Source organism: Mesorhizobium sp. IMUNJ 23033 (genome assembly GCF_044778005.1).
Taxonomy (GTDB): Bacteria; Pseudomonadota; Alphaproteobacteria; order Rhizobiales; family Rhizobiaceae; genus Mesorhizobium; species Mesorhizobium amorphae_A.
In genome coordinates this window covers 1-24,041 of sequence record NZ_JBJACT010000017.1, presented here as the reverse complement: position 1 = coordinate 24,041, position 24,041 = coordinate 1, and the positions used below count along the sequence as shown (strand labels likewise).

General features: G+C 60.9%; 31 protein-coding genes and 1 tRNA gene. 15 read left to right on the top strand and 17 right to left on the bottom strand.

The genetic code is table 11. The features are described 5' to 3' along the window. Nucleotides 1-204 precede the first annotated feature (204 nt). From ACFX5Q_RS19090 to ACFX5Q_RS19075, 4 genes are all read left to right on the top strand, one after another. The gene (locus ACFX5Q_RS19090) at nt 205-393 is read left to right on the top strand and encodes a DUF1059 domain-containing protein (RefSeq protein WP_404280530.1); all 189 of its coding nucleotides are present in this window, start codon (nt 205-207) and stop codon (nt 391-393) included. Between the two features lie 246 nt (nt 394-639). Next, nucleotides 640-843 carry a hypothetical protein gene (locus tag ACFX5Q_RS19085; RefSeq protein WP_404280529.1) on the top strand — a complete coding sequence of 68 codons (204 nt, stop codon included), beginning with the start codon at nt 640-642 and terminating at the stop codon, nt 841-843. 636 nt (nt 844-1,479) lie between these two features. Beyond that, nucleotides 1,480-2,358 carry a DNA ligase gene (locus ACFX5Q_RS19080; RefSeq protein ID WP_404280528.1) on the top strand — a complete coding sequence of 293 codons (879 nt, stop codon included), beginning with the start codon at nt 1,480-1,482 and terminating at the stop codon, nt 2,356-2,358. A gap of 524 nt (nt 2,359-2,882) precedes the next feature. Next, nucleotides 2,883-3,182, top strand: a complete 300-nt coding sequence (locus tag ACFX5Q_RS19075; protein WP_404280527.1) for a DUF1236 domain-containing protein — start codon at nt 2,883-2,885, stop codon at nt 3,180-3,182. 524 nt (nt 3,183-3,706) lie between these two features. Here ACFX5Q_RS19075 and ACFX5Q_RS19070 read toward each other — a convergent pair. Continuing rightward, complete coding sequence (locus ACFX5Q_RS19070; RefSeq protein WP_404280526.1) at nt 3,707-3,934, bottom strand: hypothetical protein; 228 nt, start codon at nt 3,932-3,934, stop codon at nt 3,707-3,709. 414 nt (nt 3,935-4,348) lie between these two features. Between ACFX5Q_RS19070 and ACFX5Q_RS19065 the strand changes: the two genes are divergently transcribed. From ACFX5Q_RS19065 to ACFX5Q_RS19055, 3 genes are all read left to right on the top strand, one after another. Beyond that, the gene (locus ACFX5Q_RS19065) at nt 4,349-4,663 is read left to right on the top strand and encodes a hypothetical protein (RefSeq protein ID WP_404280525.1); all 315 of its coding nucleotides are present in this window, start codon (nt 4,349-4,351) and stop codon (nt 4,661-4,663) included. A gap of 52 nt (nt 4,664-4,715) precedes the next feature. Next, complete coding sequence (locus ACFX5Q_RS19060; protein WP_404280524.1) at nt 4,716-5,018, top strand: hypothetical protein; 303 nt, start codon at nt 4,716-4,718, stop codon at nt 5,016-5,018. A gap of 425 nt (nt 5,019-5,443) precedes the next feature. Further along, complete coding sequence (locus ACFX5Q_RS19055) at nt 5,444-5,644, top strand: hypothetical protein (protein WP_404280523.1); 201 nt, start codon at nt 5,444-5,446, stop codon at nt 5,642-5,644. Nucleotides 5,645-5,769: 125 nt separating this feature from the next. Here ACFX5Q_RS19055 and ACFX5Q_RS19050 read toward each other — a convergent pair whose 3' ends face one another. The 3 genes from ACFX5Q_RS19050 to ACFX5Q_RS19040 all read right to left on the bottom strand — a co-directional run bounded on the left by ACFX5Q_RS19050 (nt 5,770) and on the right by ACFX5Q_RS19040 (nt 7,516). After that, nucleotides 5,770-6,012 (bottom strand): hypothetical protein, encoded by a 243-nt coding sequence (locus tag ACFX5Q_RS19050; protein ID WP_404280522.1) that lies wholly within the window; start codon nt 6,010-6,012, stop codon nt 5,770-5,772. Between the two features lie 671 nt (nt 6,013-6,683). Next, the gene (locus ACFX5Q_RS19045; RefSeq protein ID WP_192178824.1) at nt 6,684-6,974 is read right to left on the bottom strand and encodes a hypothetical protein; all 291 of its coding nucleotides are present in this window, start codon (nt 6,972-6,974) and stop codon (nt 6,684-6,686) included. Nucleotides 6,975-7,294: 320 nt separating this feature from the next. Beyond that, on the bottom strand, nt 7,295-7,516 hold the full coding sequence (locus ACFX5Q_RS19040; RefSeq protein ID WP_404280521.1) for a multiprotein-bridging factor 1 family protein: 222 nt from the start codon (nt 7,514-7,516) through the stop codon (nt 7,295-7,297). Nucleotides 7,517-7,606: 90 nt separating this feature from the next. Here ACFX5Q_RS19040 and ACFX5Q_RS19035 point away from each other — a divergent pair, with 90 nt between their 5' ends. Together ACFX5Q_RS19035 and ACFX5Q_RS19030 are read left to right on the top strand one after the other, a co-directional pair. Continuing rightward, the gene (locus ACFX5Q_RS19035; protein ID WP_404280519.1) at nt 7,607-8,296 is read left to right on the top strand and encodes a hypothetical protein; all 690 of its coding nucleotides are present in this window, start codon (nt 7,607-7,609) and stop codon (nt 8,294-8,296) included. Continuing rightward, nucleotides 8,293-8,526, top strand: coding sequence for a hypothetical protein (locus ACFX5Q_RS19030; protein ID WP_404280518.1), 234 nt, complete (start codon nt 8,293-8,295; stop codon nt 8,524-8,526). The genes ACFX5Q_RS19035 and ACFX5Q_RS19030 overlap by 4 nt, the downstream gene beginning before the upstream one ends. 58 nt (nt 8,527-8,584) lie before the next feature. Here ACFX5Q_RS19030 and ACFX5Q_RS19025 read toward each other — a convergent pair whose 3' ends face one another. After that, nucleotides 8,585-9,247, bottom strand: a complete 663-nt coding sequence (locus ACFX5Q_RS19025) for a phosphatidylserine/phosphatidylglycerophosphate/cardiolipin synthase family protein (protein ID WP_404280517.1) — start codon at nt 9,245-9,247, stop codon at nt 8,585-8,587. A gap of 201 nt (nt 9,248-9,448) precedes the next feature. Beyond that, a tRNA-Met gene (locus tag ACFX5Q_RS19020) sits at nt 9,449-9,525 on the bottom strand. A 237-nt stretch (nt 9,526-9,762) separates the two neighbouring features. On the opposite strand from ACFX5Q_RS19020, the gene ACFX5Q_RS19015 reads away from it, so the two are divergent. Next, nucleotides 9,763-10,728, top strand: a complete 966-nt coding sequence (locus ACFX5Q_RS19015) for a Gfo/Idh/MocA family protein (RefSeq protein WP_404280516.1) — start codon at nt 9,763-9,765, stop codon at nt 10,726-10,728. 161 nt (nt 10,729-10,889) lie between these two features. On the opposite strand, the gene mnmA is transcribed toward ACFX5Q_RS19015, so the two are convergent. After that, nucleotides 10,890-12,080 (bottom strand): tRNA 2-thiouridine(34) synthase MnmA, encoded by a 1,191-nt coding sequence (gene mnmA / locus ACFX5Q_RS19010; protein ID WP_404280515.1) that lies wholly within the window; start codon nt 12,078-12,080, stop codon nt 10,890-10,892. A gap of 259 nt (nt 12,081-12,339) precedes the next feature. Here mnmA and ACFX5Q_RS19005 point away from each other — a divergent pair, with 259 nt between their 5' ends. Beyond that, entirely contained in the window at nt 12,340-12,615 is a 276-nt protein-coding gene (locus ACFX5Q_RS19005; RefSeq protein ID WP_006203587.1) for a DUF1153 domain-containing protein, read from the top strand. A 72-nt stretch (nt 12,616-12,687) separates the two neighbouring features. On the opposite strand, the gene ACFX5Q_RS19000 is transcribed toward ACFX5Q_RS19005, so the two are convergent. Beyond that, nucleotides 12,688-13,614 carry an NADP-dependent oxidoreductase gene (locus ACFX5Q_RS19000; protein ID WP_404280514.1) on the bottom strand — a complete coding sequence of 309 codons (927 nt, stop codon included), beginning with the start codon at nt 13,612-13,614 and terminating at the stop codon, nt 12,688-12,690. Between the two features lie 87 nt (nt 13,615-13,701). Between ACFX5Q_RS19000 and ACFX5Q_RS18995 the strand changes: the two genes are divergently transcribed. Further along, nucleotides 13,702-14,106, top strand: a complete 405-nt coding sequence (locus tag ACFX5Q_RS18995; protein ID WP_404280513.1) for a winged helix-turn-helix transcriptional regulator — start codon at nt 13,702-13,704, stop codon at nt 14,104-14,106. A gap of 75 nt (nt 14,107-14,181) precedes the next feature. Here the strand turns inward: ACFX5Q_RS18995 and ACFX5Q_RS18990 are convergent, their stop codons facing one another. Further along, complete coding sequence (locus ACFX5Q_RS18990) at nt 14,182-14,559, bottom strand: flagellar export protein FliJ (RefSeq protein ID WP_120014776.1); 378 nt, start codon at nt 14,557-14,559, stop codon at nt 14,182-14,184. Between the two features lie 449 nt (nt 14,560-15,008). On the opposite strand from ACFX5Q_RS18990, the gene ctrA reads away from it, so the two are divergent. Further along, nucleotides 15,009-15,704 carry a response regulator transcription factor CtrA gene (ctrA, locus tag ACFX5Q_RS18985; protein WP_006203583.1) on the top strand — a complete coding sequence of 232 codons (696 nt, stop codon included), beginning with the start codon at nt 15,009-15,011 and terminating at the stop codon, nt 15,702-15,704. 97 nt (nt 15,705-15,801) lie between these two features. On the opposite strand, the gene ACFX5Q_RS18980 is transcribed toward ctrA, so the two are convergent. Together ACFX5Q_RS18980 and chpT are read right to left on the bottom strand one after the other, a co-directional pair. Next, nucleotides 15,802-16,170 carry a PleD family two-component system response regulator gene (locus ACFX5Q_RS18980; protein WP_404280509.1) on the bottom strand — a complete coding sequence of 123 codons (369 nt, stop codon included), beginning with the start codon at nt 16,168-16,170 and terminating at the stop codon, nt 15,802-15,804. Nucleotides 16,171-16,418: 248 nt separating this feature from the next. After that, a complete protein-coding gene (chpT, locus tag ACFX5Q_RS18975) occupies nt 16,419-17,048 on the bottom strand; it encodes a histidine phosphotransferase ChpT (protein WP_120014775.1) in 630 nt (209 codons plus the stop codon). A gap of 361 nt (nt 17,049-17,409) precedes the next feature. On the opposite strand from chpT, the gene ACFX5Q_RS18970 reads away from it, so the two are divergent. Both ACFX5Q_RS18970 and ACFX5Q_RS18965 read left to right on the top strand, forming a co-directional pair. After that, the gene (locus ACFX5Q_RS18970; protein WP_404280508.1) at nt 17,410-17,991 is read left to right on the top strand and encodes a DUF1134 domain-containing protein; all 582 of its coding nucleotides are present in this window, start codon (nt 17,410-17,412) and stop codon (nt 17,989-17,991) included. 203 nt (nt 17,992-18,194) lie between these two features. Continuing rightward, complete coding sequence (locus tag ACFX5Q_RS18965; protein WP_404280507.1) at nt 18,195-19,337, top strand: hypothetical protein; 1,143 nt, start codon at nt 18,195-18,197, stop codon at nt 19,335-19,337. A gap of 65 nt (nt 19,338-19,402) precedes the next feature. Here ACFX5Q_RS18965 and ACFX5Q_RS18960 read toward each other — a convergent pair whose 3' ends face one another. The 6 genes from ACFX5Q_RS18960 to ACFX5Q_RS18935 form a co-directional block, all read right to left on the bottom strand. Next, the gene (locus ACFX5Q_RS18960) at nt 19,403-20,200 is read right to left on the bottom strand and encodes a TrmH family RNA methyltransferase (protein WP_404280506.1); all 798 of its coding nucleotides are present in this window, start codon (nt 20,198-20,200) and stop codon (nt 19,403-19,405) included. Nucleotides 20,201-20,346: 146 nt separating this feature from the next. Continuing rightward, entirely contained in the window at nt 20,347-20,685 is a 339-nt protein-coding gene (locus tag ACFX5Q_RS18955) for a helix-turn-helix transcriptional regulator (RefSeq protein ID WP_192177992.1), read from the bottom strand. Nucleotides 20,686-20,844: 159 nt separating this feature from the next. Further along, nucleotides 20,845-21,621 carry a HugZ family protein gene (locus ACFX5Q_RS18950; RefSeq protein WP_404280505.1) on the bottom strand — a complete coding sequence of 259 codons (777 nt, stop codon included), beginning with the start codon at nt 21,619-21,621 and terminating at the stop codon, nt 20,845-20,847. A 40-nt stretch (nt 21,622-21,661) separates the two neighbouring features. Beyond that, nucleotides 21,662-22,828 (bottom strand): CaiB/BaiF CoA transferase family protein, encoded by a 1,167-nt coding sequence (locus tag ACFX5Q_RS18945; protein WP_404280504.1) that lies wholly within the window; start codon nt 22,826-22,828, stop codon nt 21,662-21,664. 6 nt (nt 22,829-22,834) lie between these two features. Continuing rightward, the gene (locus ACFX5Q_RS18940; protein WP_404280503.1) at nt 22,835-23,596 is read right to left on the bottom strand and encodes a 3-hydroxyacyl-CoA dehydrogenase; all 762 of its coding nucleotides are present in this window, start codon (nt 23,594-23,596) and stop codon (nt 22,835-22,837) included. Nucleotides 23,597-23,666: 70 nt separating this feature from the next. Beyond that, nucleotides 23,667-24,041: GNAT family N-acetyltransferase (locus ACFX5Q_RS18935; RefSeq protein WP_404280502.1), on the bottom strand; the 375-nt coding region annotated here is incomplete at its 5' end.

Below are 24,041 nucleotides of genomic sequence, written 5' to 3'. Positions count from 1 at the left end.
AGTTGAACGCGTTGAGCGGTCGGCAGATCGAAGGCTGACACGCCCCAGCGGGCTAAATGGCAACGGCCACTCCCCACCTTGAGGGACTTCCGAATCCGGTACCAAACGTCAGATTCTGACCACTAGGATCTCCGCCCTTCCAAAAGGCTGGCCGCTCTGAATTCCGGCCATTTCGTGCTATTCTGCCGAAGGGAGGAATGAGCCATGGCCTACACATATCGGTGCAAGGACTACCCCGGAAATGAAGCCTGCCCGGGCTCTTTCACGGCAGAGACCGAAGCCGAAGTGATGAAGCACGTCGAACTTCACGGCAAGGTCGCTCATGGGGAAGACCCGGACCAGTGGTCGCCGGAAGACCGTCAACACGTCAAGAAGCTCATTCGCAGTTCGTAACCGGCGCCAGCTACGCCGACTTCAGCCTCATGCGGTGCCTTGGCGCCGGCCCATACAGCCCCACGGATGCCAGCCGGTAGTGACGCCAGCTCGCTGGCGGGGTTCACCGTCTTTTGCGCCTACGGCAAATAGATGAGCCCGTGTCTCCAATCGATAGAATGAAGCTCATGTGGCCCGATGCTACCTTAAAGGGACGGCAACCCGGTTTTGCGGCCCAAAAAGCCAACTGGCTTTTAGGGGTTAGATATGAGCAAAACGACTCTCTGTGCTATCGTTATCCTCGCGATCAGCGTCGGCTATGCCGAAGCCAAGGACCGTAAGGTCCCGCCGGTTTGCACTGCGTCAAGCCCACTCTTCGAGGTCCTGGGTGGCAAGTGTTTTCTCGTCAAAGGTTCGATGATCTATGGCGACATCGCCGATCTTTCCCAGATAATTCACTTGGGCTGGTAGCCAGGGGCACATCGGCGCCAGACGTCAAAGAACGCGCGCTGGCGGGCTTCCCTGCGGCGCGCGCGCCGGCTGCCTATCGCGGGTTACCAATCCGGATTGTCATCGAGCCAGTATGCTTCAAAACAGCCGAATTGGCGCGGGATGCCACGCCGCCGTTTGGCGTCAAATGCCATCTCCGAAAGAGTCCAGAGTGAGTTGTTCTCAGTCACATTAGGAATGATGGTGTACCCATCATCGACGATCGTCAGTCTCATTTCCTCAAAGTGCCTTTTGAAGCCATGCTCGATCTGGCTCCGTGGATATCGACGCCCGTGCATGCATGCTTGCCTCAGAATGTCGGAATATATCCGTCGCTGGCCGTTCTGACTGCTTCTTCGGAGATTGACTTGTAAGGTAGCTTGTCCTCAGAGCTACATTCTCCGGCCGACGCTATCAGCATCGCGGCCAACGGGCTTGCCAAGAAGAACCTCTCCATGTCGGACCCTCTCCGATCAGGGTGGCACATTTAGCGCCCAAAGTCCCGTCTATAATGTGCTCCTAATATAGGCCGGTGGCAAACGCGCGCTAGCAGCCCAGCGACAGCTAAGGAAACTGCTCTGCGATATTGAATCAAATTCGAGTTGCGTGGGAGTTCCGATGCGTAACGGGGCCGGCGAAGCCCGGTTGAAGTTCATCAAGCCGCTCGAACCGGTCCTGGTGCTCGAGCCGCCGGTTAGCGACGACTGGCTGCACGAAATCAAATTCGACGGATTCCGCGTCCAACTCATTCTCGACTGGGCCGGCGCCCGTGCCTTCACCAAGAACGGGCACGATTGGTCGAAGCGTTTCTGGCCAGTGATCGGCGCGGCCGAAAAGCTGCCGGCCAAATCGTTCATCCTCGATGGCGAAATGATAGCGCCTGATCCGGACGGCAGGCCTAATTTCCATCAGATGCACTCACGCATGGCCTGGAACGCGGAGTTGCTCGCCTTTGTGGCCTTCGACATCCTCCACCTTGACGGTTGGGATTTGCGATCGCTGCCTGCGATCGAGCGCAAGGCGATGCTTTGGGATCTCGTGAAGCCTGCCGATGGCATCATCCAATATAGCCAACACGTCGAAGGTGATGGCGCCGAGTTCTATGCCGCTGTCGACAAGATGGGCCTGGAGGGCATGGTGTCGAAGCGACGCGGCAGCCCGTACCACAGCGGTCCGTCCGACATCTGGGTGAAGACCAAGTGTTGGGAAATCGGCGACTTCGAACTGCTGGGCATCAAGCGAGAGCCCGGCAAGCCGCCGCAGGGCATCATGGCGCGCGGCGGGAAATATGCCGGCTCGGCCACGGTCGCCCTCACCAGCGAGATGCGCGAGCGTCTATGGCACCGAGTGCGCAAGGGACGGGCGCCGCCACCGGGACTGCCGAAAGCCATCTCAAAGGCGGAATGGCTAAAGCCCGGTATCACTGCCCGCGTCAGATATCTTCGCGGCGAGCCGAAGTTGCGCCATGCTACGGTGCAGGATGTCAGGGAGGAGTGATCTCCGGCGAACTAGCGTCCACCGATGCCGACCGGCGTGGGTGCACCGGGCTGTCTTAGTGTGTCGCTTCGAGTAGAAGCGACACGTCGATGGAGGACGTCGTTATTTCTTCGGACCACCCTTCAACCCGATTGCTAGCCCAGCCGCATCAAGTGCCCGTCGCCGCCGGGAGGTGACAGCGAGCACTCGATTTGCCACCGATGAAGGACGTTGCTCGGCAGCCCGATACCAATGTGTAGTCAACGCCTTGGTTGCCCCACCCGGTCCTCTGCCTTTGAGGCTTGGACTTCGGTCCGGCGCCCTATCGGACCATGGCCCATCTGGGGAACGAACCCATTGTGGCCGTGTGCACCAGTGAAGTCGGCATGAGAAGCAAGGCAATGGACGATCGAGTTAACAGCGTTATGGAGGCGGGATGGCTTCTTGCTGTCCCCGCTTCGCTTGCCCTTACCGTTCTTTTGGCTGGCCTCTTGCTGACGTAACCAGCCCAAGTTTTGGCTCGCAACCCAACATAGGAGAAAACTATGAGAATGCATCTTACCGCAGCTGCTGCAGGGTTTGTGCTGCTTGCCGGCATCGGTGCGGCCGCAGCCGACACTGTGGTCATCCAACCGGAACAGGAAACGGTCATCAAGGAATATGTGAAGAAACAGCCTCTGGCGTCCGTGAAGCTTCCTGGTGTGGAGCTCAACGTCGGTACGGCGCTCCCCGATACGGTCGAGCTTCGTGAAGTCCCCAATGTGAAATACCGCTACACCGTGATCGACAACCGCACAGTCGTCGTGGATCCGGACACCCGTACGGTCATCAAAGTCTACGACTGAACTAAGAGCTTCGGCTGAGGGCCCGCCGCACCGAAATGGGTGGCGGGCTTTCAAACAAACGCAGGGACGTGGCAATGAAAAAGAGCTACCAAAAGCCCACGCTTGTGAAGCGCGAGAAGCTCGCCGAGTTGACGCTTAGATTGTTATTTCGGGCCGAAACCATGTCAGTGATTCTGAAATCGCGACGGCCCCTGTCACGCCATCCATCTCATTGCCTGCCTTATATGACCGGCATTTGCCCTTCAAGCCGACTGAATTGCCGTATAGCTGCTTCCAGCGGCCCAGCGGCCCAGCGGCCGGGGGCTGGGGGCGGGGTTCGGCCGCCGGCCTAACCGGGAAACGGGTAGCTTCGCCGGCTAGCGAGTTATAGGCCGGTCCTGCATCGCTGCTTGCAAAAATGGACGCCGGCTGCCGATCGGAACAGCGAACAGAGATCGGCATGCCGGCGCGCTACTCCCCAACCCTGTTTCATTTATCGGTGCGTTGTGGCGCGCGCACAACTAAGCCAAAATGATAGGGTGTCCCTACCTCACCGGACCCGTTCCGCTCCATTGGATGAACGTCACCTCCTTGCCGGTCACTTCCCGCACCGTCTTCAAAAGCGCCTCATGTAGCGTCTGCATCGAGCGGTAGTGGTCGCAGCTAGGCGAAATCAGTGGGCCGACGAGGGCCTTATGCAGCCCTTCCGCTGCCTGTAGGAACTGCTCCAACTCCTGACCCGATAGATGCTTGGGATGATTGCGCCTGACCATAGCGACCTCCGTTATAGAAATCGCCCCACATAGGATTATGGTCCTACATCGCAAATCTCAGATCAAGGGCTGTTTTGGGCGGCCTCACAGGAATCAGCAGGGCCACGGCGCCTAGGCAGCCAATGCGCGAACGGCGTTGGAACGAATGTTCGTCATCCTCGTTGCAATGCTGGCCGGATGCCCTTGTGCCCCATACCCCTTTCCGGCCAAGCCTTGATAGGCCCGCTGCTTTAGCCCGGCAGCGGGCCATTCATTTTTTACGGAATCGAGGAGATCACGCCGAAGGTGAAGAGGCGCTAACCGGCCAACGCCATTCGGTATCAGCAGAACACTGCCTAGCTTGCGCCATCATATCAGACAAGCCTAATGTAAATCATGATCTGGCCATGGAGCGGGCGCTGTGGCGCATCCGGGTTGGGCGCTATCATCGCCGCCGCCTGCGCTTTCGGAATGCCGTTGGCATCGGCACATGATAGCATCTGGTATGAAAAACAGTGCTGCGAGGACGAGCATTGCGAGCCGATCGCAAATGGCACCGTTCAGGAAACAATCAAGGGCTTCAAGGTGCCGTCCGGCGAGTTGCTACCTTACGCGGACGGCAGGGTGCGTCAGTCACACGACATGCGTTTCCATTGGTGCCATGCCCAAAAAGTAGGCCGGCATCGTCAGAAACCATCTGGCAACCCTGACATTACGATCTGCCTGTACGTGCCGCCTAAGTCATTCTGAAATTTCTGCCCTTAAATCCTCCGTTGCGGCGAACCCTTCAACGGAGATCGCCATGCCCCAAAAGACCCTCGCCGACACGCTGGCCGCCCGCGAAACCCTCTATGTCAACTGCGGGCATCCGATGTGCTGCAAATCGACCAAGCTTGATATCCAGGCATTGATCGACAGACTCGGACCGGATCACGGGTCGATGCATCAGGATCTCGTCGGGCGTTTTGGCTGCTCAAAATGCAAGGCCGAGGGCCGCCACCGCAGCCCAGTGTTCTTCACATGCGTTCCCGATTACGAAGGCCAGCAGCGGGCGCGCAACCGCGACTGGAAACCGACTTTCGAGAGCACCCCGTCGACGAGCTAGGCAGGCTTTTGGCGCAAAGGCTCGGCTCCCCGAACATCGCTAGGGGCGACCGGTGTGGCGGGTAACCTTCGGGGGGTGACCGGCCTTTGCGGGTGGGGTATGGGGGGATCCCGCAATGCCCAAGGTACGGGCATATTAGAAACTGCTCAACTAAGACTGAGGGTCTAAATCCATCGGGGCTAAAAGATAGCATGACCCTACCAAACCGTAGGGAATGGCCGGTGCGGTTTGGGCATGCTCGTTGCTGGTTTATTTGCACCGCACCGGCCATTGCGGGACTTGGTAATGAAGCCCCCGCGCCGATGAAGCTACAGGCACATTAGAAGCGGCTCAATTACGACTGAGTGCCCTAGCCACAGGGGCCTAAAGGCATTGGAACATTTCCCCGGTGATGACGTTCAGCGACCATCAAAGGGGGCAATTTGATGAACAACACGCAACCGTGGAAGACTTCGGTCGAGATCGAGGAACTTGGAAATAGGCATTATGTGCGGGTCATCGAAGACGGCGTGGTAAGCGTCAAGCGCTTCCTTTCTCGGGAAAATGCCACAGACTTCGCCCAAGCCGAACAGGTGCGGCTTGGGCTGGATAAGCGTCGCGTTCCATTTCACAGGGAATTTCAGTAGAAGAAAAACGCCTCAGCGCCGTGGGAACAAAAATTCGCGTCCTTCTCCCTTGTGCCCCACCCCCATTCCGGCCAAGCCTTGTTGGTAGGCCCGCTGCTTTCCCTAGCACGGCACGGATGCGGCCTTCATGAGATGGAACGGGACAGGGCCGGTGAAATAGCGCCATTCCCCTGCGGTTCGTCAGCCAGGCAGTCTTTCGAAGTCATGGCGCGCCCCTCCGACAGCCCGGCTAGACAATCTTCGAGAAGCTCCAGGCGAAACTTGTGCCAACGCAATTGTTGACCAAGCTGGGCCATCTTGAACATTCCGACAGCACAAGACGCTTTTTCGGTTAGTTCGCATTGCAGCGAAGCGATCTGCTTCCGCAATTTCACGGCTTCGGCGAGCCGCTGATCTCTGACCCAACCCCGACCATGCATGGTCCTTTGCCCACATGAGCAACCCGGGCAGAAGATAGCGCTGCCGGCGTTAATCAAAGAGATGTTCAATTAGTACAATTCTAGCGACTGTGGCCGGCGGCCAGTGAACAAAGGTCAGGGGCTCGTGTAGTTGCCGTCAACGACGCCACCGAGGTTTCTCGTCAAGGCTTCCCTTTATGATGGCTACGCCCTTGCCATGCGTGTCGAACCATAGCAAGCCGCTCGACCCTGTGAAGCTCCGCGACCGGTTCGGCCCAGATGCGCCGGCAATGGCGCCGCGTTCTTCGAAGCTGTTGAGCAGATGGGCCTGGAGGGCATGGTCTCGAAGCGACGGAGCGTGTGCAGGAGGCCAGGGCGTCCAAGCCAACGCAGCGGGTGCCGAGCGCCTTTGCCGATGATGTCGAATGGGTCAAGCCAGGCATCACCGGCCGGGTTAAGTTCCTTCGCGGCGAGCACACGCTACGCCATGCGACAGGACTTCGAGGAAGGAACCTAAGGCGGCCGGCCAGCTTGTCTCAGCATGAGCGCGCGAGCCCTAGAACGACGGCGTGTCAGCCGTAGCACTCACTTCGACCACACAGTTCTTCGTTCTTCAGGGTCTCGGCTCCAGGCTAGTAGCGCTACTTCAATTGCAGAACGATCGAACCCTCAGAGACTGCGGGTGCGCCGACGCCAGTGTTAGACGCGTTCTCCTTGATCCAGTCTCTCGCTTTCTGGAGGCTTTCATCCGTGCCGGCCTTGTTAGTGCAGACCGTAACGGAAATGCCGCCATCTGCCGTGCGGATGAGCGAGTAACTCACAAATCCCTTCACCGACCGTATGAGGCTCTCAACTTCCGTCTTGCGCTTCTCCAGCACGTCGAAAAGCTCTTTCGCTCCCTTGCCAGAATAGGTTCTTACGATTGCGTGCATGCCCATTCCTCCCTTTGGCCATCCACCCGGCGATAAATTATACTCTCCCCGCCCGTGATTTCCAAATCTAGGTCCCGCGCCCCCGGCTCTGTCCGGACGGCGCCGCCGCCAGCGGTATCTTGGAGGTGTACATCAAAGCTTCACTGGTGACACCCCAGACGAGCATGACCAGAAATAGGACGTAGCCAGCGCCGGCAATTGTACGGCACAGGACTTTCACGCCTAGCCTTTAAGGCGGTTTGTGCCAACAGTCTGCCATGATGGTCGCGATAGCTGCGGCAAAAGCCCCTATCCCTTCCTGTTGCACTGCGCTGTTGGGGTCATTTCTTGAGCCTTACCCCGGCGCCCCCGCCATTCTCGGCGATGAACTCCACGCCGGCCGCTTCGAGGGCGCGGCGGATTGCTTCGACCGTGCTTTCCCGCATTGCCTCGCCGCGCTCAAGACGAGCAATTGTGTTGGGTGACACGTCGGCTTTCACCGCCAATTCTCTCACGCCGAGACCAATTGCCGCCCTCGCCATTTTGCACTGCGCCGCGTTCATTTAGTAACCCTGTTACTTTTTAGCTTGATGTGAATCGAATCCTGAAGCTATAGTAACCCTGTTACTAAACATGCTCAAGGAGCAACCACAATGCCGAACACCCGTGTTCCGGCAGCCGGCGAAGCTATGCCTGCTGCCAAACTACAAAGGTTCCGCCCCATCCTGGGAGATGCTGCAGTCCAGATGGCCGCAGCGGCGCTGCAGATCGAGCGAGACGCCGCCTTCATCGCTACCGCAAATGTCATTGATCGATGGCGGATCGGAATATCGTGTCTGGATCGACCATCCGGTCGGTCTTGTGATGATCTCGCGGGTGTCATCATGAACGCCCGCACACCCGTCCTACAGCCTCTAGGAATGCCGAAGGGAATGGACCCGCGCCAGTGCCGCCAGTCGGTCGAGAAGCGCCTGAATGACCTGCTTGACCGTGCTATGAGCTTGATAACGGCGCTCGACCTCATGGAAGCCGATTGCGATCTGGAGGACACCGCCGACGACGAGCCCTATCTCGGCTGGCCAGACGGTCGCCCACAACAGGGCGACAACGACGACCGCGAAGGCGATTTCAGCGACTTCGAGGACAGCGGCGACGAGCACGAGCCTTCTTTGGGCTGGTCGGCCGGGACGAACCAAGAGGCAGCATTGGCCGACGCCAGAGCCGACGTCACGTTCTATGATGGCGAGTTCGATGCAGGGGACGCGCCGGAGCCCGACAACTTCAGCGAAACCGTAACGTGGCCTGAAAACCTGAAATCGCAGGAAGTGCTGGTGACGCTATGACGACGGCAACCGATCTGGATGACATCACGATCGATCTCGATCACCTCGCCACGCTGTTGCACGTCCTCGCCGACATGGCGCTCGACGCATCTGATACGGCATCGCCAGCTTCCATGCGCATAAGTGCGCTCTCAGCCATCGCGCGCGATATGGCCGACCGCAACACGGAGGCGGTGGAACAGTACCATCGGACACAGATCGAGGCCGGCAAGCGCTTGGCTGCCGCCTGAACGATAATGGGTCCGGTTCCGACCCATTAAGCCCGCTGCCTCTGGTGGCGGGCTTTTCCTATAGCGAAGTGGCAGCCGTCCAAATGTCGGCATAGGCGGGAATCTTAAGTGCCGCAACGTCAGCCGGCACCAGCGCTATCATTGCAGGTGACCTTCCAGCTAAATCCTTGAAGGATTGGCTGACTCTCCAGACCTTGCTCCCATCTACGACAATAAGTCGGTCGTGCAGGGCGCGGGGGCCGGTTTTCCTCGCCTCTATGGGACGCGTTAGGCCGTACTTAGATGCCCACCGAATTACCGCAGGCGCTAGCGTGGCCTGCAGATGAGCAGTGTCAGACAGCAACTCGATCTTGATCCCTTCCGAAATCATCGGTGCGAAATCGGTCAAAATTATATGGTCCATATATGGATCAACGATCAGAACATTAGATCGCGCTTCCTTTAAGACCTTTCCGATAGCCGTCATGGCGTCCATTGCGCTGCCGACCGGCAAGAAGGCTCCGGCAGAGGATGCGGGTGCGGCCAACTCAGCACGGGCCAGCGAGCGCTGGAGAATACCCCAAATACTCGGCCCATAAATATGCGCATAGTCGCGATAATTCACTGCAACTTCTGCGATTTTGACGTTCTCGGGGAGGTTGCCGACTGCCTCCACCAAAGCGACGGCTTTGGCCAGCCAAACCTCTTTGTCGCTAGAATAGGACTCGATCTTAGGCGGCACGCTGAGGATGATTCTTGCGGGTCAATGGTACGCAGCAACCCCTCCCAACCTATGTCGCATTCCATGTCGCATGGACCTGCCGATACTCGCAGGAAACCGTTGGAAATCAACGGTAGCCAGTTGCAACATGGCGCGACATGAAATCAGCCGGCCAGGTGCATTTCTTTGGCACCTAAGCGACTGATTTAATTGTGAGAAATTTGGTAGCGGGAGAGGGACTTGAACCCCCGACCCCAGGATTATGATTCCCGTGCTCTAACCAACTGAGCTACCCCGCCAGGGCGGCGAAAGGCTCGAAATCGGCCTTAAATTGCAAGGCATGTCGAGGCGTTCACCAAGGTCGCGCGGATATAAGGTTGGGAGGGCAAGCCTGTCAAGCTTCGAAGCAGCCCGCGTGCCGGCATAATCTCGCCATCGAAAAGCTTTGCCGGGCAGGCAATCGAAAAGGCGTGCGGGGTTGAGTTCGACCGGGCACGTCGCTATGTCTCGGCCACGATTTTTAGAGTTTGAAAACAATGAAGCCGCGCATTGCAGTCCTCGGTTGCGGATACTGGGGCAGCAACCACATCCGCACCCTCAAGGCGCTGGGCGCTTTGCACGCGGTTTCGGACGACAACCGCGCCCGCGCGGAAGGCTTTGCCAGCGAGCAGGATTGCCTGGCGATCGAGCCGGAGCAGTTGTTCGCTCGCGACGACATCGACGCCATCGTCATGGCGCTGCCGCCGCAGTTCCACGCCGACATGGCGGTGCGCGCCGTCGAGGGCGGCAAGGACGTGCTAGTGGAGAAGCCGATCGCGCTGACGGTTGACGATGCCGAGCGCGCGGTGCAGGCGGCGAAGGACAATGGCCGCGTCTTCATGGTTGGCCATGTGCTGCGCTTCCATCCGGCCTTCGAGACGCTGAAGGCGCTGATCGACAAGGGCGAGCTCGGCGAAGTCCGCTACATCCACTCGCATCGCCTCGGGCTCGGCAAGTTCCATACCGAAAACGACGCGCTGTGGGATCTGGCGCCGCACGATCTGTCGATGATCCTGGCGATCACCGGCACCGAGCCGATCGAGGTCAGGGGCGAGGGTGCCGCACTCCTCGACAATCTCAGCGACTTCGCGCATCTGCACATGCGCTTCCCCAACGGCCTGCGCGGCCATCTCTTCGCCTCACGCCTCAATCCCTATCGCGAGCGGCGGCTGACCGTGGTCGGCACCAAGGCGATGGCGGTGTTCGACGATGTCGAGCCGTGGGAGCGCAAGCTTGCCGTCTACCGCCACGCGGTGTGGCAGGACAGCGGCCAGTGGGCCTTCACCGCCAACGAGCCGTCCTATGTGGCGGTCGGCGAAGGCATGCCGCTGACCCGGGAGCTAGCGCATTTCATCCAGTGCATCGAGACGCGGGCCGAACCGCGCACCAGCGGCGAGGAAGCGATCAGGGTTCTGCGCATCCTGACGGCGGGCACCATCACCCACAGCAAATCCAGTTCCTGAGAGACCGTTTGGAAACTCTACTCCGGCGGTCACCTGATGGCGTTTTCTGCGCTTCCGGTGCTCACGGACCCAAATGTCCGCTGCGCTCCGGTTCTCGAAACCACCGCCATATGGCTCGCCAGAGCGAGTTTCGAAACAGTCTCTGAGAGAAAAAGCCGCCCTTATTCGGCGGGGATATGTGCCGGGCGGGCGGCGAGCCGGCTCAGCATGGCCTCGGCCTCGGCGCCGCGCTCGGAGCGCTCGATGAAGCCGCCGCCGAACACGCGCGCCTCGTTGCCGTCGTCAGAATAGAGCACGCAGGCCTGGCCGGGCGCGATGCCGGACTCGCCGTCGACCAGCTCCACCGAGGTGACGCCGTCGCGGTGATGCAGCACGGCCGGGCGCGGCGGACGCGTCGAGCGGACCTTGGCGAACAGCTCGAGGCCGCTGGCGGGCACGTCGGACAGCGGCCCATCGCCCAGCCAGTTCATGTTGCGCAGATAGATCTTGTGCGTCTCCAGCGCCTCGCGCGGGCCGACGACGACGCGCGCCCGGTCGGCATCGAGATGCACGACATAGAGCGGCTCGCCCGAGGCGATGCCGATGCCGCGGCGCTGGCCGATCGTGTAGCGCAAGATGCCTTCATGGCGGCCGAGCACGCGGCCGTCGATATGGACGATGTCGCCAGGGTTGGCGGCAGCCGGCTTCAACTTGGCGATGATGTCGGAATATTTGCCTTGCGGCACGAAGCAGATGTCCTGGCTGTCCTGCTTGGCGGCGACCGTCAGCCCCATCTCCTCGGCAATGGTGCGAACCTCGGGCTTGGAAAGCCCGCCGAGCGGGAAGCGCAGATAGTCGATCTGCGCCTGCGTGGTGGCGAACAGGAAGTAGCTCTGGTCGCGGTCGGCGTCGACCGGCCGGAAGAGTGCGCGGTGCGCGCCGTTGGCGCTGGAGCGAATGTAATGACCGGTGGCCAGTGCGTCGGCGCCAAGTTCCTTGGCGGTCGCCAAAAGGTCGGCGAACTTCACCGTCTGATTGCAAGACACGCAAGGGATCGGCGTCTCGCCGGCGACATAAGAGTCGGCGAAGGGGTCGATGACCGCCTTGCGGAAGCGCTCCTCGTAGTCGAGCACGTAGTGGGGAATGCCGAGCGTCTCGGAGACGCGGCGGGCATCGTCGATGTCCTGGCCGGCGCAGCAGGAACCGGCCCGGTGTGTTGCCGCGCCATGGTCGTAGAGCTGCAGTGTGACGCCGACGACGTCATAGCCTTCGCGTTTCAACAGGCCCGCAACGACCGATGAATCGACGCCGCCCGACATCGCGACAACGACACGGGTGGTTTCGGGACGTCCTGGAAGGTCGAGGCTGTTCATGGTTCTTTCGTTCTGCGTGGCGCCTGAATGCCAATGGCCGGAATATAGGTCAAGCACCTGGGTGGCGCCAGCATCTCGCGCCCAAGCGATTTTTGCCTGCGAATCCAGCGTCCGATGGCCGATATTTCAAATGCCGACGAAAAGACTAACGCGGCGTTCATGATCCTTACCTAGCTATTAGGGTTCGCTTAGGCAATTTTTAAAGCTGTGGCGGTACTGTGGCGGGGATTGGGTCTTTGAGTTTTTTGTAGAGAGTACGATGACCGATCTAGTTAGACCGCGAGTCAAATATGTTATCGGGCCTGACGGCAGCCCTCTCACGATTGCCGATCTGCCGCCGACGAACACACGGCGCTGGGTTATTCGGCGCAAGGCGGAAGTGGTGGCTGCGGTACGCGGCGGCCTTTTGAGTCTTGAAGAGGCATGTCAGCGCTACAAGCTCACCACCGAGGAATTCCTGTCCTGGCAGGCGTCGATCGATGAATACGGCCTTGCCGGGCTGCGCACGACGCGCATCCAGCAATACCGGCACTAGACAAGGCCGGGTCAAAGATAGAGGGCGCGGCAATGCCGCGCCCTTTTGTTTTGCTGGAACGAGCCCTGTACCTCAGACCGTCAGCACCACCTTGCCGATCGGCCTGGTGGCGAGAAAGGCATGGGCGGCACCGGCTTCTTCCAGCGGCAGAGCCTTTGCCACGTGGACGGCGAGCTCTTTCGCATCGATCAGTCCGCCAAGCTCGGCAAGGCCGTCGCGATCGGGCACGACGGACATGCGCTCGACACGGATATTGCGGGCGCCGGCGTCTGCTTTGGTGGCGTCACTGACATCGAGCAGCGACACCAGAACGCCGCCGTCCCTCAGTACCTTCAGTGAGCGTTGCGCATGGTCGCCGCCGATCGGGTCCAGCACTAGGTCGATATCGCTGGCCTTGCTGGTGAAATCGCCCGTGGTGTAGTCGATGACCTCATCGGCGCCGAGCGAGCGGACGAAGTCGAGCTTTTCCGGGCTGGCCGTGGCGATGACATAGGCGCCGCGCGCCTTGGCGATCTGCACCGCCAGATGACCGACACCGCCGGCCGCCGCGTGGATCAGCACGCGCTGGCCCTGTTTCAGGCGGCCATGGCGAATGAGGCCCTGCCATGCCGTCAGGCCGGCCAGCGGTAGCGCGGCTGCTTGAACGTGGTCGATGCCTTCAGGCTTCGGCGCGATTTCGTCCACTGGCGCGACCGCCAGTTCGGCATAGGCGGCCGCTTGCCTGGGAAAGCGCGGCATGCCGAACACCGCGTCGCCGATCTTGAGGCCGGTCACGTCAGGGCCTAGTGCCTCGATGGTTCCCGAGATGTCCCAGCCGAGGATGAAGGGCGGTTCGCCAAGCAGCGGGAAATAGCCGGCACGAACGGCGCCATCGACGGGGTTGATGCCTGCCGCCTTGACGCGGACAAGCACCTCGCCGGCCTTTGGCGAGGGGGCGGGCCGATCGGCGATGACGAGGACGTCGGGTCCGCCGACGGAGTTCTGGATAATGGCACGCATGGAAATCTCCTGCTGGTTGGTGCCACTATCATTTGGATAGTAATATTCTCTAGTCTAGTATGTACCTTTTCTATATATAGGTACCTCATGGATAGTGAAGACAACTCCTCGTTCGGTTACGACGCCTTCCGGCGGTCGTGTCCATCGCACACCGTGCTCGAGACGCTGGCCAACAAATGGGTCTATCTGGTCGTTTGCGCCTTGCGCCGCGGCCGGCTGCGCAATGGCGAACTGGCGCGCAAGCTCGAAGGCATCACGCCGAAGATGCTGACGCAGACGCTGCGCATCCTCGAACGCGACGGCATCGTGCGGCGCGAGATCTTTCCGGTCATTCCGCCGCGGGTCGAATACGAGCTGACCGAACTCGGTCAGAACCTGGCGGGACTGCTCAATCAGATACGGTCCTGGTCGGAGCAGCATGTGCCCGACATCAAGGATGCCCGCGCGCGGGCATCGATGGAATCTCAAGAGGATTCTGTGGCGCGGGGCTGAGGCCGGCATCAGCCTGGTCAGGTTCCGGCCGCGGCAGCTTCGATGGCGTTCCGGGAACGCCGATTGGCCTGTTTTTCAGCCGATCATGGCGCTGCGGCCACCCAGTTCGGCATCGCGGATCTTGGTGTCGCGCGATTCGAGCATCTCCGCCTTGGAAAGCTCCGCTTCAGCTTCGCCGAGTAATGATTCGGCAATGCTTCGCTGCTGGGCGAGGTCGCTTTGAGAATTTCTGAGGTTGTCGCGGCGCAAGCGTGCCGCCTTGGCGAAGGTCGGATAGGCAAAATGGTTGATGTCGGTGATGCCGGCCTTCTTCTCTTCAGCGGTGATCTGAAGCTCCAGTTCGACAGCCATCCGTTCGAACTCGGCGATCATCATGTCGAGCTGCAGCAGCTGCCGCCGCTTCTCATTCACCTGAAACTGCTTCAGCCGAACGAGGTTTTCACGTGACTTCATGATTCGGTACTCCCGGAAACGCACACCCGCACATATCGTCCAAACCGCCTGGAAAGGCCCAGGCGTCACCCGTTTCCCCCGGCTTTCCCCGAACTATGGGAAACAAACTCCTAAAGTTTTTTGCCGTTGGTAACCATTCGTTTACGGGCATTGTTAATCATACGGGCGAGGACTTAAGGCCGGGTAAAAATTCCGGTTTTCGGCGGAAAGCCAACCGGCGAGTCCCTGGAGTCACTTAGGCTGGCTTATTAATGTGGTGCATTAGCAGTTTGGGTCTGTGATTCGTTATTAGATTCAAGAGGGTGTAGAAAGGGGTTAAAAAATCTGGTATCGTCATCGGCACGAAATTAGGTTTTGTTAACCATTCGGTGGCACCTTCTGTTCAGGCAATCACTGCTCCGGTCCGGGACGGGTCGTGACATGGACCGGCAGCAGAAAAGGGGAATGAAATGCGTGTTCTGCTGATTGAAGATGACAGTGCAACCGCACAAAGCATCGAATTGATGCTGAAATCCGAAAGTTTTAATGTTTACACGACCGATCTCGGCGAAGAGGGCGTCGATCTCGGAAAGCTCTACGACTACGACATCATCCTTCTCGATCTCAATCTACCCGACATGTCGGGTTACGAAGTCTTGAGAACACTTCGCCTCTCCAAGGTGAAGACGCCGATCCTGATCCTGTCCGGCATGGCCGGCATCGAGGACAAGGTGCGCGGCCTCGGCTTCGGTGCCGACGACTATATGACCAAGCCTTTCCACAAGGACGAGCTGGTGGCGCGCATCCATGCCATCGTGCGGCGCTCCAAGGGCCATGCCCAGTCTGTCATCACCACAGGCGACCTGGTGGTCAATCTCGACGCGAAGACCGTCGAAGTCGGCGGCCAGCGCGTTCACCTGACCGGCAAGGAATATCAGATGCTGGAGCTGCTCTCGCTGCGCAAGGGCACCACGCTGACCAAGGAAATGTTCCTCAACCACCTCTATGGCGGCATGGACGAACCGGAACTGAAGATCATCGACGTCTTCATCTGCAAGCTGCGCAAGAAGCTTGACGCCGCGTCCGGTGGCCAAAATTACATCGAGACGGTCTGGGGCCGCGGCTATGTGCTGCGCGAACCGGAAGACATTCGCGTCAGCGCCTGAGCAAAGACCTTCGTTTGATTTTCCAACAAAAAACCCGGCTTCGGCCGGGTTTTTGCATGCTGGGCGTTGAAGCCGCCCGCTATCCGATGCTGGCGAATCAGGCGGCGATTTTCAGGGCACGGAAACGCTCGAGCAATTGCGGTCGGTTGAACGGCTTCAGCAGATAACCCTGAGCGCCGGCGCGCTTTGCCTTCATGATCGAGGCGACGTCGACCTCCACGAGCGAAACCAGGATCTGCGGCTTGACCACGCTCTCGATGGCGCGGATGCGGCGGATGAGGTCCACGGCCTGCACATCCGGCAAGGCGCCGTCGATGACGATGACATCGGGCATGTCGGCGGCGCACATCTCGATCGCGTCGAGCCCCGTGGCCGCTTCGATCACGGTCAAATCGGAGCCGCCAAGGATGCGCTTTGCAACCTTCCTGATGACGCTCGAATCGTCGACGAACAGGCAGCGTTTCATTTCCGGGTCCTCTCAGCCATCTGGCGAACCGGCAATCTGCGGGCAACCACGAGGCATACTAGAGCAATCTGGTAAAGAAGCCGAAAAGCCGTTAGGTAAAGTTTTTGCAAAGATACGCCGCGCGTCTTTTTCGTCGTGAATGCCGCGAGACCAAGCCGGCAAAACTTGCTCTGCCTGAATTATCGCCGAATTAACAAATATTAGCAGAAATAAATACTTTAGCTGTTCTTGCCGACTGGCGAAGGGGTTCAGGCCGCCGACAGCACGATCTCCTCGGCGGTCGCGTGGATCGAGATCGTCATGTTGGCCTCCCGCGCCAGCAGCAGCGTGTAATATGGCTGCACCGAATGGGCGTCGATCGGCTCCTCGGGCTTGTGGCCGGAATGAAGCTCCAGGAATTTCGGCGGCACGCGCAGCATCGGGCCGGCGGCCGACAGCGCAAAACGCGGCTCGGTGTCGAGATTCTCCAGCGTGACCACAAGCTTGCCGCCGCGCGGGATGGCAGCGTTGGCGACGAGAAGGAGGTTGAGCAGCAGTTTGACCTTGTTCTTGGGCAGCAGCGCGCGGGGCCCGTTCCAGGAGAGTTCCGGCTTTTCGTTCTTGAGGAAGGCGATGGCGACTGCTTCGGCATCTCCGGTATCGATCATCATGCCGGCCGAGCCTGCTGCGCCGAAGGCGATGCGGGCAAATTGCAGGCGGGCCGAAGCGTTCCTGGCGCTCTGGCGGATCAGCTTCATGGCGTCTTCGTCGGCGCCGCCCTCATCGAGCAGTTCGAGGCCGTTGTTGATCGCGCCGACCGGCGAGATGATGTCATGACAGACCCGGCTGCATAGAAGCGCTGCAAGATCCGGTGCTGAAAGGGTGAACAGTTCGGCCATGGGCGAAGTCCCTGATAAAATCCACGTACTCATGGCCGAGCGATCAATTGTCGCGCCTGCCCACACGAATCACGCTCTCTCCCCAGGTCATCTGAATACACAGCGCCCGTGCGTGCGGCAACAAATCCAAAATTGTCGTTAGCGAAAATGGTGCGTTCACGCAGGATTCCCGGCCTGCGCAGGCGGTTCGAAGCCGGTGTGTGAGGAGCGCCAGCCTTCGAACTGCCATCTTCATGTGGAAGCTTAATGGTTGAAAAAGGATTACGGCATAGTTTGCCTGTGACAGTTACCCCTAGTGGCCGCCAAGAGCCACATGGGTGCGAGGCGTCGGCGAAAGTGCTCCCTGACGGAGATTGGAAGCATGTTTTCCCGATTCTACGACCGGAGTTTTTTCCGAGTCATCTCAATGACGATTGCCCTGATGGGCGTTCTCGTCTTTTCGACCTCCGCGCTGCGGGCCCAGGAATACACCGCTCAGGAGATCGTCGATTCCGGCCATAAATTCTTCGGCGCTACGTCGGGCGGCCTTGCCACCGTCGTCGAGAAGATTTTCGCTTCCTATGGTCTGCCCAACGGCTATCTGCTTGGCGAAGAGGGCTCCGGTGCGCTGATCGGCGGCCTGACCTATGGCGAGGGAACGCTCTACACCAAGAACGCTGGCGACCATAAGGTGTTCTGGCAAGGTCCGTCGCTCGGCTGGGATTTTGGCGGCGAAGGCTCGCGCGTGATGATGCTGGTCTACAATCTCGATGATGTGAACAGCCTCTACAACCGCTTCGGCGGCGTCGCCGGTTCGGCCTATGTGGTGGCGGGCGTCGGCTTCAACGTGCTGCAGAACAACAGGGTGCTGCTGGTGCCGATCCGCACCGGCGTCGGCGCCAGGCTTGGCATCAATCTCGGCTATCTGAAGCTCACGCAGCGGCCGACCTGGAACCCGTTCTGAGCGGGCATATTGATATTCAGGTGAGGCCGGCCTGACCTGAATCTCAGCATGCGTTCCGCTCGCGATCGTGCCATCGGGGGATTTTGTGAGGTCGCAGGCTGAACGTGGCCGCGGCACACTCTTGCCGCGGCGCTGGATTTCCGTCATGCGAAGATGGCAAAGTCGAGCTTTGGCGGTTGTTGCCATCATAGCGGATAGTCACCTTGATCCAGTCGATCCTGTTTTTCGCCCTCGGCTTTCTCTGCGCCGGCTTTCTGGCGCTGCTGGTCGCTCCGGCCATCTGGCGGCGGGCCGTAGCGCTGACGCGCAGGCGATTCGAGGCGTCCATGCCGTTGACGCCGGTCGAAATCCAGGCCGACAAGGACCGGATCAGGGCCGAGTTCGCGATGTCGGCGCGCCGGCTGGAGATGAGCGTCAAGGCATTGCGGGAGAAGGCGGCCGAACAGCTGGTCGAGATTGGTCGCGGGCGCGAGGCCCTCAAGGGGCTGGCGGTCGAGCGGAAGGACAAGCAGCAGGCGCTTTCCGAACTGGAGGCCAGGACCCAAGAGCTTCATCAGCGCGAGGAGCAGTTGCAGCACCTTTCGGACAAGCTCGCGCAGAGCGAGCGCATGCTGGAGAAGCGCGCGCTCGAGCTCGAAAAGCTGGAGCATATGTATGACGACGCCAGCTTCTCCTCCAGCAACCGCCAGATCGAACTGGTGGCGCGCGAATCCGAATTGGAGAGCCTTGCCAACGACATCGCCGTGCTGCGCAGCCAGCGCAAGGAGGCGGACCGGCGCAATCAGGAAACCGCGGCCGAAAGCAAGGCCGCGCGCGAGGCCTTGAAGGTGGAGAAGAAGAGAACCGTCGAGCTCGACAAGAAGGTCGAGCGCCTGCTCGCCACGCTTGCCGATCGTGAGGAGAAGCTCGACCGCCGCGAGAAGGAAATGGCGCGGCTGCGCGAACGATCGAAGGGCGAGGCCGAGGCAAACGCTCCGGCGGCGCTGCTTGCCGGCGGAGGCGACAGCCTGACTGCCGTCAGGAGCGACGACATCGAAAAGGCGATCGCCAAGCTCGATGGCGACCGTGAGCGGCTGGAGGCGCGGCTGACGACGCTGGCCCGCGAGAACAAGCGTCTCAAGGCGGATCTCGGCGCGCTGGCTGCGTCCAGCCCTACGAATGGCAGCGCCGCATTGCGCGAGCAGATGAATGAACTGGCGGCGGAGGTCGTCCACCTGACGGCCAAGCTCGAAGGGCCCGATTCGCCGATCGCCAAGGCATTGGCGGCACCCTCGGATACAAGATCCGGCCACCGCAGTCTTGCAGACCGCGTGCGGGCGCTGCAGAAGGCGGATTCACCGACCTGAAAGTTGGGGGCCGCGCGCCGAGCGAGACAGGCACGACGCGCGTTGTCGATGACGGGTTTATGCGATCAGCAACGCGAAAAATGATGCAGGGCGATGGCTGAGGCGGCGGCGACGTTCAGGCTGTCGAAGCCTTGCGCCATATCGATCCGCACCGTTTTCAGGCGGGCGAGCAGGTTTTCGGGCAAGCCTTCGCCTTCGGTGCCGAGATAGAGCGCCAGCCTGGCCGGCCTCCTTGCATCACGAATGTCGGCATCGCCGCGAGGCGACAGCGCGACCTGGCTGAAGCCCAGCCGGTCGAGCATGGCGATGAAGCCGCTGGTATCGTCGAAGGAGGCGAAGGGAACCTTCAGCGCCGCGCCGACCGAGACGCGGATTGCCTTGCGGTACAGCGGATCGCAACAGGTCGCATCGAGCAGCACTGCACCGGCGCCAAAGGCGGCGGCGTTGCGGAAGATCGAACCCATATTGTCATGATTGGCGATGCCGACCAAAACGACGACCAGCGCATTGGCAGGCAGGGCCTCCAGCAAGGCCTCGGCCGGCTGCGAGGCGCCCCTGCTGCCGATCGCCAATATGCCGCGGTGCATGTGAAATCCGGCGATCCGGTCGATGATCTCGCCGCTGGCGATATAGACCGGAAGGTCCGCCGGCGCCTTGCGCAAGGTCTCGTCGAGACCGGCCAGCCGGTTCTCGAGAACCAGAACCGATTCGGCGGCAAAGCGGCCGGCCGACAGCAGGATTTCGAGCACCACCTTGCCTTCGGCAACGAAACGGCCGTGCCGGCCAACAAGGTCGCGCTCGCGTATGTCGAGATAGGCAGCGACACGCGGGTCTTGCGGATCATCAATGTGGATCAGGTCCATGCATTGCCTCGGCCTGCTCGCATCGATCCGAATGTGGATTTTCGGAAAGCGATGCGCGGATATGACATGGAGAGCGGCGTGCGCCCAGATGGACGCACGCCGCTCGAAAAGTCGTCAGCGAGATAAGGAACGATCGGACCTGCCGGTCAAGCCCCGGCGCGGCGCAGGCGATGGGCCATCTGCGACAAGTCGCCGTCGCCGAAAATGCCGTCCAGCATGCGAAGCAGCTCGCGCGCGGCTTCGGACTTGCAGGCATAGTAGATCATCTGCCGGTCGCGGCGGGTCTCGACAAGATCGAGCGCCCGAAGCTTGGCCAGATGCTGCGACAGGGCGGATTGGCTCAACTGGATCTTGTCGGCGATGGCGCCGACCGACATTTCACCGTCCATCAGGTAGCTCATGATCAGCAACCGTTTCTCGTTGCCCATAAGCGTGAGGAACGTGGCTGCTGATTCGGCGTTGGCGAGTAGCTTGCTCGAGATCATCGATGCCCCATGTTTTTGAGCTCATCCTGACGCTATGGGGGCAATAGCGTCAGATTCCATAAATTCACGTGTGGATGCACGCTGCTGAATCAGCGTCATGTGCGAGGGTAGAACATTTCTTCCAAATCTCAAGACTTGCTTTTGATTCAAGGCAATTAACTATCGATCTTGTGAATAGCCGGCTGCGCGTCCGGCCTTGGCCATATCGACCAGGACCGGCCGCAAATCGCGGGCCGTCTTCAGCGGTTCGGGGAAGAAGACCCGGCATATGGCGTCGCCCGAGGCCAGGTCCATGCCGTCGGCGTCGAAGCCGGTGGCAATCCAGCCATCGCCATCGGCCTTGGCATAGTGATGCGCATAGATGGCGATCGCGTCGAGGTGGTCGGCATTCATGTGGTCGAGAGCCGATTGTTCGCCGGCAGCCAACTCGTCGACGACCGGCCCGGTGGTGACCAGGTCGCTACGATCGAGCAGGTAGGCCTTGCCGAAGCCGCCATTGAGGCTGGCGCGCTCGGGCTCGAGCCGGAAGATCGAGAAGTCACCTAGCCCGGCATAGAGCCGTGCCTTGGGATTGCGGTTGAGATAGCGCCGCTCTGCGTGGGCATGCTCGTCCGATCCACGCTCGAGCCGCCGCGCCCGGCAGACCAGGGTGACACGCGGATGCGCCAGCGGATCGCCCTTGCCCGGTTCGCCGACTAGCAGCGAGCAGCGCGGGTCGGCGAGGATGGCACCTGTATGCGCGGACAGCATCGACACCAGGATTAGCGGCGCGCCGTCAACGTCGGTGGCGACGCCGACCCTGCTCGCCAATGGCGATCCGGTCGTGGGCTCGATGACAGCCAGTGCGCTGAAACGTGCGCTGCGGATCAGCGTCCTTGCCAGCCGGATCGCTTCGGCGTCCGTCTCGCGGATGACGTCCTTGTTCCGATCAACCAAAAGTGTTCACCGTCATAAGTTGATTTTCCTTCTCCACTTATCAACCGATCACGCCTGATTTGACAAGGGCTTCGACCTCGCCTTGCGCAAAACCGAAACGCCTCAGCACCATCACCGGCTGGAGATCGTGTTCGTCCGGCTTTGTGGCAAGCGTTGACGGCGTTTGCGAGAAGCGCGGCGCTGGGGCAGGGCGATCGAGCCTGCCTGCTTTTACAAAGGCGCTGCGGGCATGATTGTGCGGATGGTTTTTGGCTTCCTGCAGCGATAGCACCGGCGCGACGCAGGCGTCGGTATCCGCAAACAGGGCGGCCCAGTCGTCGCGCGTCTTCCGCTTGACCCGAGCGGCGATGGTGGCACGCATCTCCGGCCATAACGCCTTGTCGAACTGGCCGCGCACAAAGTGCTCGTCGAGTGGCAGCAGCCTGGCGAATTCGGCGAAGAAGCGGGGTTCAAGGCAGCCAACGGCGACATGGCGTCCGTCCTCCGTCTCGTAAGTGTCGTAGAAGGGCGCGCCGGAATCGAGCAGGTTTACGCCGCGTGCATCCCGCCAAAGGCCGGCCGCCATCAGGGCATGGACTGGCGCCGCCAGCATCGAGGCGCCCTCGACCATTGCCGCGTCGATGACCTGGCCCTTGCCGGAGCGCGAGCGCTGGAACAGCGCGGCCAGCACGCCGGCAATCAGCATCATGGCACCGCCACCATAGTCGGCGACGAGGTTGAGCGGCGGCACTGGTCTGCCTTCCTCGCTGCCGATGGCGTGCAGCACGCCGGAATAGGCAAGATAGGTGATGTCGTGGCCGGCGCGGCCGGCGAGCGGCCCATCCTGGCCGAAGCCGGTCATGCGGCCGTAGATCAGCGCCGGGTTGCATGCCAGCACCGGATCAGGCCCGAGGCCGAGCCGTTCCATGACGCCGGGACGAAACCCTTCGATCAGCATGTCGGCCTTTTCGACAAGGCTGAGCAACAGTTCTGCGCCTTCGGGGCGCCTCAGGTCGACGCTCAGGATGGAGCGGCCATGGCGGTCGAGGTCGTATTCTTCCGGCCGCGCCATCAGAGGCTGGCCGGAGCCCGCCCGTTCGATGCGCACCACCTCGGCGCCCATCTCGGACAGCATCAGGCCAGCCAGCGGCACCGGGCCGAGGCCGGCCATCTCGATCACGACCAGACCGCTGAGCGGGCCGCTCCTGGCCGGTACGGGAGTGCTCATGGCTGGCTATTTCGGCGCCATGCGGATGGCGCCGTCGAGACGGATGGTCTCGCCGTTCAGCATCTGGTTCTCGACGATATGGAGCGCGAGTGCTGCGTATTCGGAAGGCTCGCCCAGACGAGACGGGAAGGGCACGGCGGCACCCAGCGAATCCTGCACCTCCTGCGGCATGCCGGCCATCATCGGCGTCCTGAAGATGCCGGGTGCAATCGTGCTGACGCGGATGCCGGAACGCGCAAGGTCGCGGGCCACCGGCAGCGTCATGCCGACGACGCCGCCCTTGGATGCGGAATAGGCCGCCTGGCCGATCTGACCGTCATAGGCCGCGACGGAAGCGGTGTTGACGATGACGCCACGCTCGCCGCCTTGCAGCGGCTCGAGCTTCGCCGCCCGGTCGGCGAAGAGGCGGATCATGTTGAAGGTGCCGATCAGGTTGATCTCGATCACCTTGCGGTATTGCTCGAGCGGATGCGGACCATCCTTGCCGATCGTCTTCACGCCGATGGCGATGCCGGCGCAATTGACCAGGATGCGCGGTTCACCGAGCCGCTCCGCCACTTCGGCGAAGGCGGCCACTCCGCTGTCGCTGCTGCTGACATCGCACTGGACGGCAATGCCGCCAATATCGGCCGCCACCATCTTCGCACGGTCGATGCCGACATCGAGGATGGCGACGCGCGCGCCCTTGGCGGCAAGTGCTCGGGCTGTCGCCTCGCCGAGGCCGGAGCCGCCGCCGGTGACGATCGCAATTTGGCCATTGGGGTTCATGGCGGCGTCCTCCACAGATTTTGGATGATGCTACGAAGCTCGCAGCGCAGGCGCAACCGGCAGGATAGCCTCAAGCCATGACCGGGACGGGATCGGAAACCCGCGCCACGTCCGCATGGCAGACCTCGCCCGACAGCCGGGCCACGGCGCCTGGTACGATCTCGTGCGACAAAAGCCGGTCGAGGTCGACCGGGCGTGGCATGGAGATCTGCCCGCGCGGGATCCTCGTGAAGCCGAGCGGGCCGTAATAGGGCTCGTCGCCAACCAGCATTACCGCCGGCATGCCGGCCTTGGTGGCGGCCTCCAGTGCGATTGCCACCAGCCGGCGGCCGATGCCGAGATTCTTGAAGGCAGGCCGCACCGCGAGCGGTCCGAGCATCAGCGCGGGGGAGGGGAGGGGCGGGAGGGGGGTGATCAGCACAAAGGAGACGAAAATATCGCAGGC

Coding starts and splice junctions, on each gene's coding strand:
- ACFX5Q_RS19090 (WP_404280530.1), top strand. CDS start 205: ATGGCCTACACATATCGGTGCAAGGACTACCCCGGAAATGAAGCCTGC.
- ACFX5Q_RS19085 (WP_404280529.1), top strand. CDS start 640: ATGAGCAAAACGACTCTCTGTGCTATCGTTATCCTCGCGATCAGCGTC.
- ACFX5Q_RS19080 (WP_404280528.1), top strand. CDS start 1,480: ATGCGTAACGGGGCCGGCGAAGCCCGGTTGAAGTTCATCAAGCCGCTC.
- ACFX5Q_RS19075 (WP_404280527.1), top strand. CDS start 2,883: ATGAGAATGCATCTTACCGCAGCTGCTGCAGGGTTTGTGCTGCTTGCC.
- ACFX5Q_RS19070 (WP_404280526.1), bottom strand. CDS start 3,934: ATGGTCAGGCGCAATCATCCCAAGCATCTATCGGGTCAGGAGTTGGAG.
- ACFX5Q_RS19060 (WP_404280524.1), top strand. CDS start 4,716: ATGCCCCAAAAGACCCTCGCCGACACGCTGGCCGCCCGCGAAACCCTC.
- ACFX5Q_RS19055 (WP_404280523.1), top strand. CDS start 5,444: ATGAACAACACGCAACCGTGGAAGACTTCGGTCGAGATCGAGGAACTT.
- ACFX5Q_RS19045 (WP_192178824.1), bottom strand. CDS start 6,974: ATGCACGCAATCGTAAGAACCTATTCTGGCAAGGGAGCGAAAGAGCTT.
- ACFX5Q_RS19040 (WP_404280521.1), bottom strand. CDS start 7,516: ATGAACGCGGCGCAGTGCAAAATGGCGAGGGCGGCAATTGGTCTCGGC.
- ACFX5Q_RS19035 (WP_404280519.1), top strand. CDS start 7,607: ATGCCGAACACCCGTGTTCCGGCAGCCGGCGAAGCTATGCCTGCTGCC.
- ACFX5Q_RS19030 (WP_404280518.1), top strand. CDS start 8,293: ATGACGACGGCAACCGATCTGGATGACATCACGATCGATCTCGATCAC.
- ACFX5Q_RS19015 (WP_404280516.1), top strand. CDS start 9,763: ATGAAGCCGCGCATTGCAGTCCTCGGTTGCGGATACTGGGGCAGCAAC.
- mnmA (WP_404280515.1), bottom strand. CDS start 12,080: ATGAACAGCCTCGACCTTCCAGGACGTCCCGAAACCACCCGTGTCGTT.
- ACFX5Q_RS19005 (WP_006203587.1), top strand. CDS start 12,340: ATGACCGATCTAGTTAGACCGCGAGTCAAATATGTTATCGGGCCTGAC.
- ACFX5Q_RS19000 (WP_404280514.1), bottom strand. CDS start 13,614: ATGCGTGCCATTATCCAGAACTCCGTCGGCGGACCCGACGTCCTCGTC.
- ACFX5Q_RS18995 (WP_404280513.1), top strand. CDS start 13,702: ATGGATAGTGAAGACAACTCCTCGTTCGGTTACGACGCCTTCCGGCGG.
- ACFX5Q_RS18990 (WP_120014776.1), bottom strand. CDS start 14,559: ATGAAGTCACGTGAAAACCTCGTTCGGCTGAAGCAGTTTCAGGTGAAT.
- ctrA (WP_006203583.1), top strand. CDS start 15,009: ATGCGTGTTCTGCTGATTGAAGATGACAGTGCAACCGCACAAAGCATC.
- ACFX5Q_RS18980 (WP_404280509.1), bottom strand. CDS start 16,170: ATGAAACGCTGCCTGTTCGTCGACGATTCGAGCGTCATCAGGAAGGTT.
- chpT (WP_120014775.1), bottom strand. CDS start 17,048: ATGGCCGAACTGTTCACCCTTTCAGCACCGGATCTTGCAGCGCTTCTA.
- ACFX5Q_RS18970 (WP_404280508.1), top strand. CDS start 17,410: ATGTTTTCCCGATTCTACGACCGGAGTTTTTTCCGAGTCATCTCAATG.
- ACFX5Q_RS18960 (WP_404280506.1), bottom strand. CDS start 20,200: ATGGACCTGATCCACATTGATGATCCGCAAGACCCGCGTGTCGCTGCC.
- ACFX5Q_RS18955 (WP_192177992.1), bottom strand. CDS start 20,685: ATGATCTCGAGCAAGCTACTCGCCAACGCCGAATCAGCAGCCACGTTC.
- ACFX5Q_RS18945 (WP_404280504.1), bottom strand. CDS start 22,828: ATGAGCACTCCCGTACCGGCCAGGAGCGGCCCGCTCAGCGGTCTGGTC.
- ACFX5Q_RS18940 (WP_404280503.1), bottom strand. CDS start 23,596: ATGAACCCCAATGGCCAAATTGCGATCGTCACCGGCGGCGGCTCCGGC.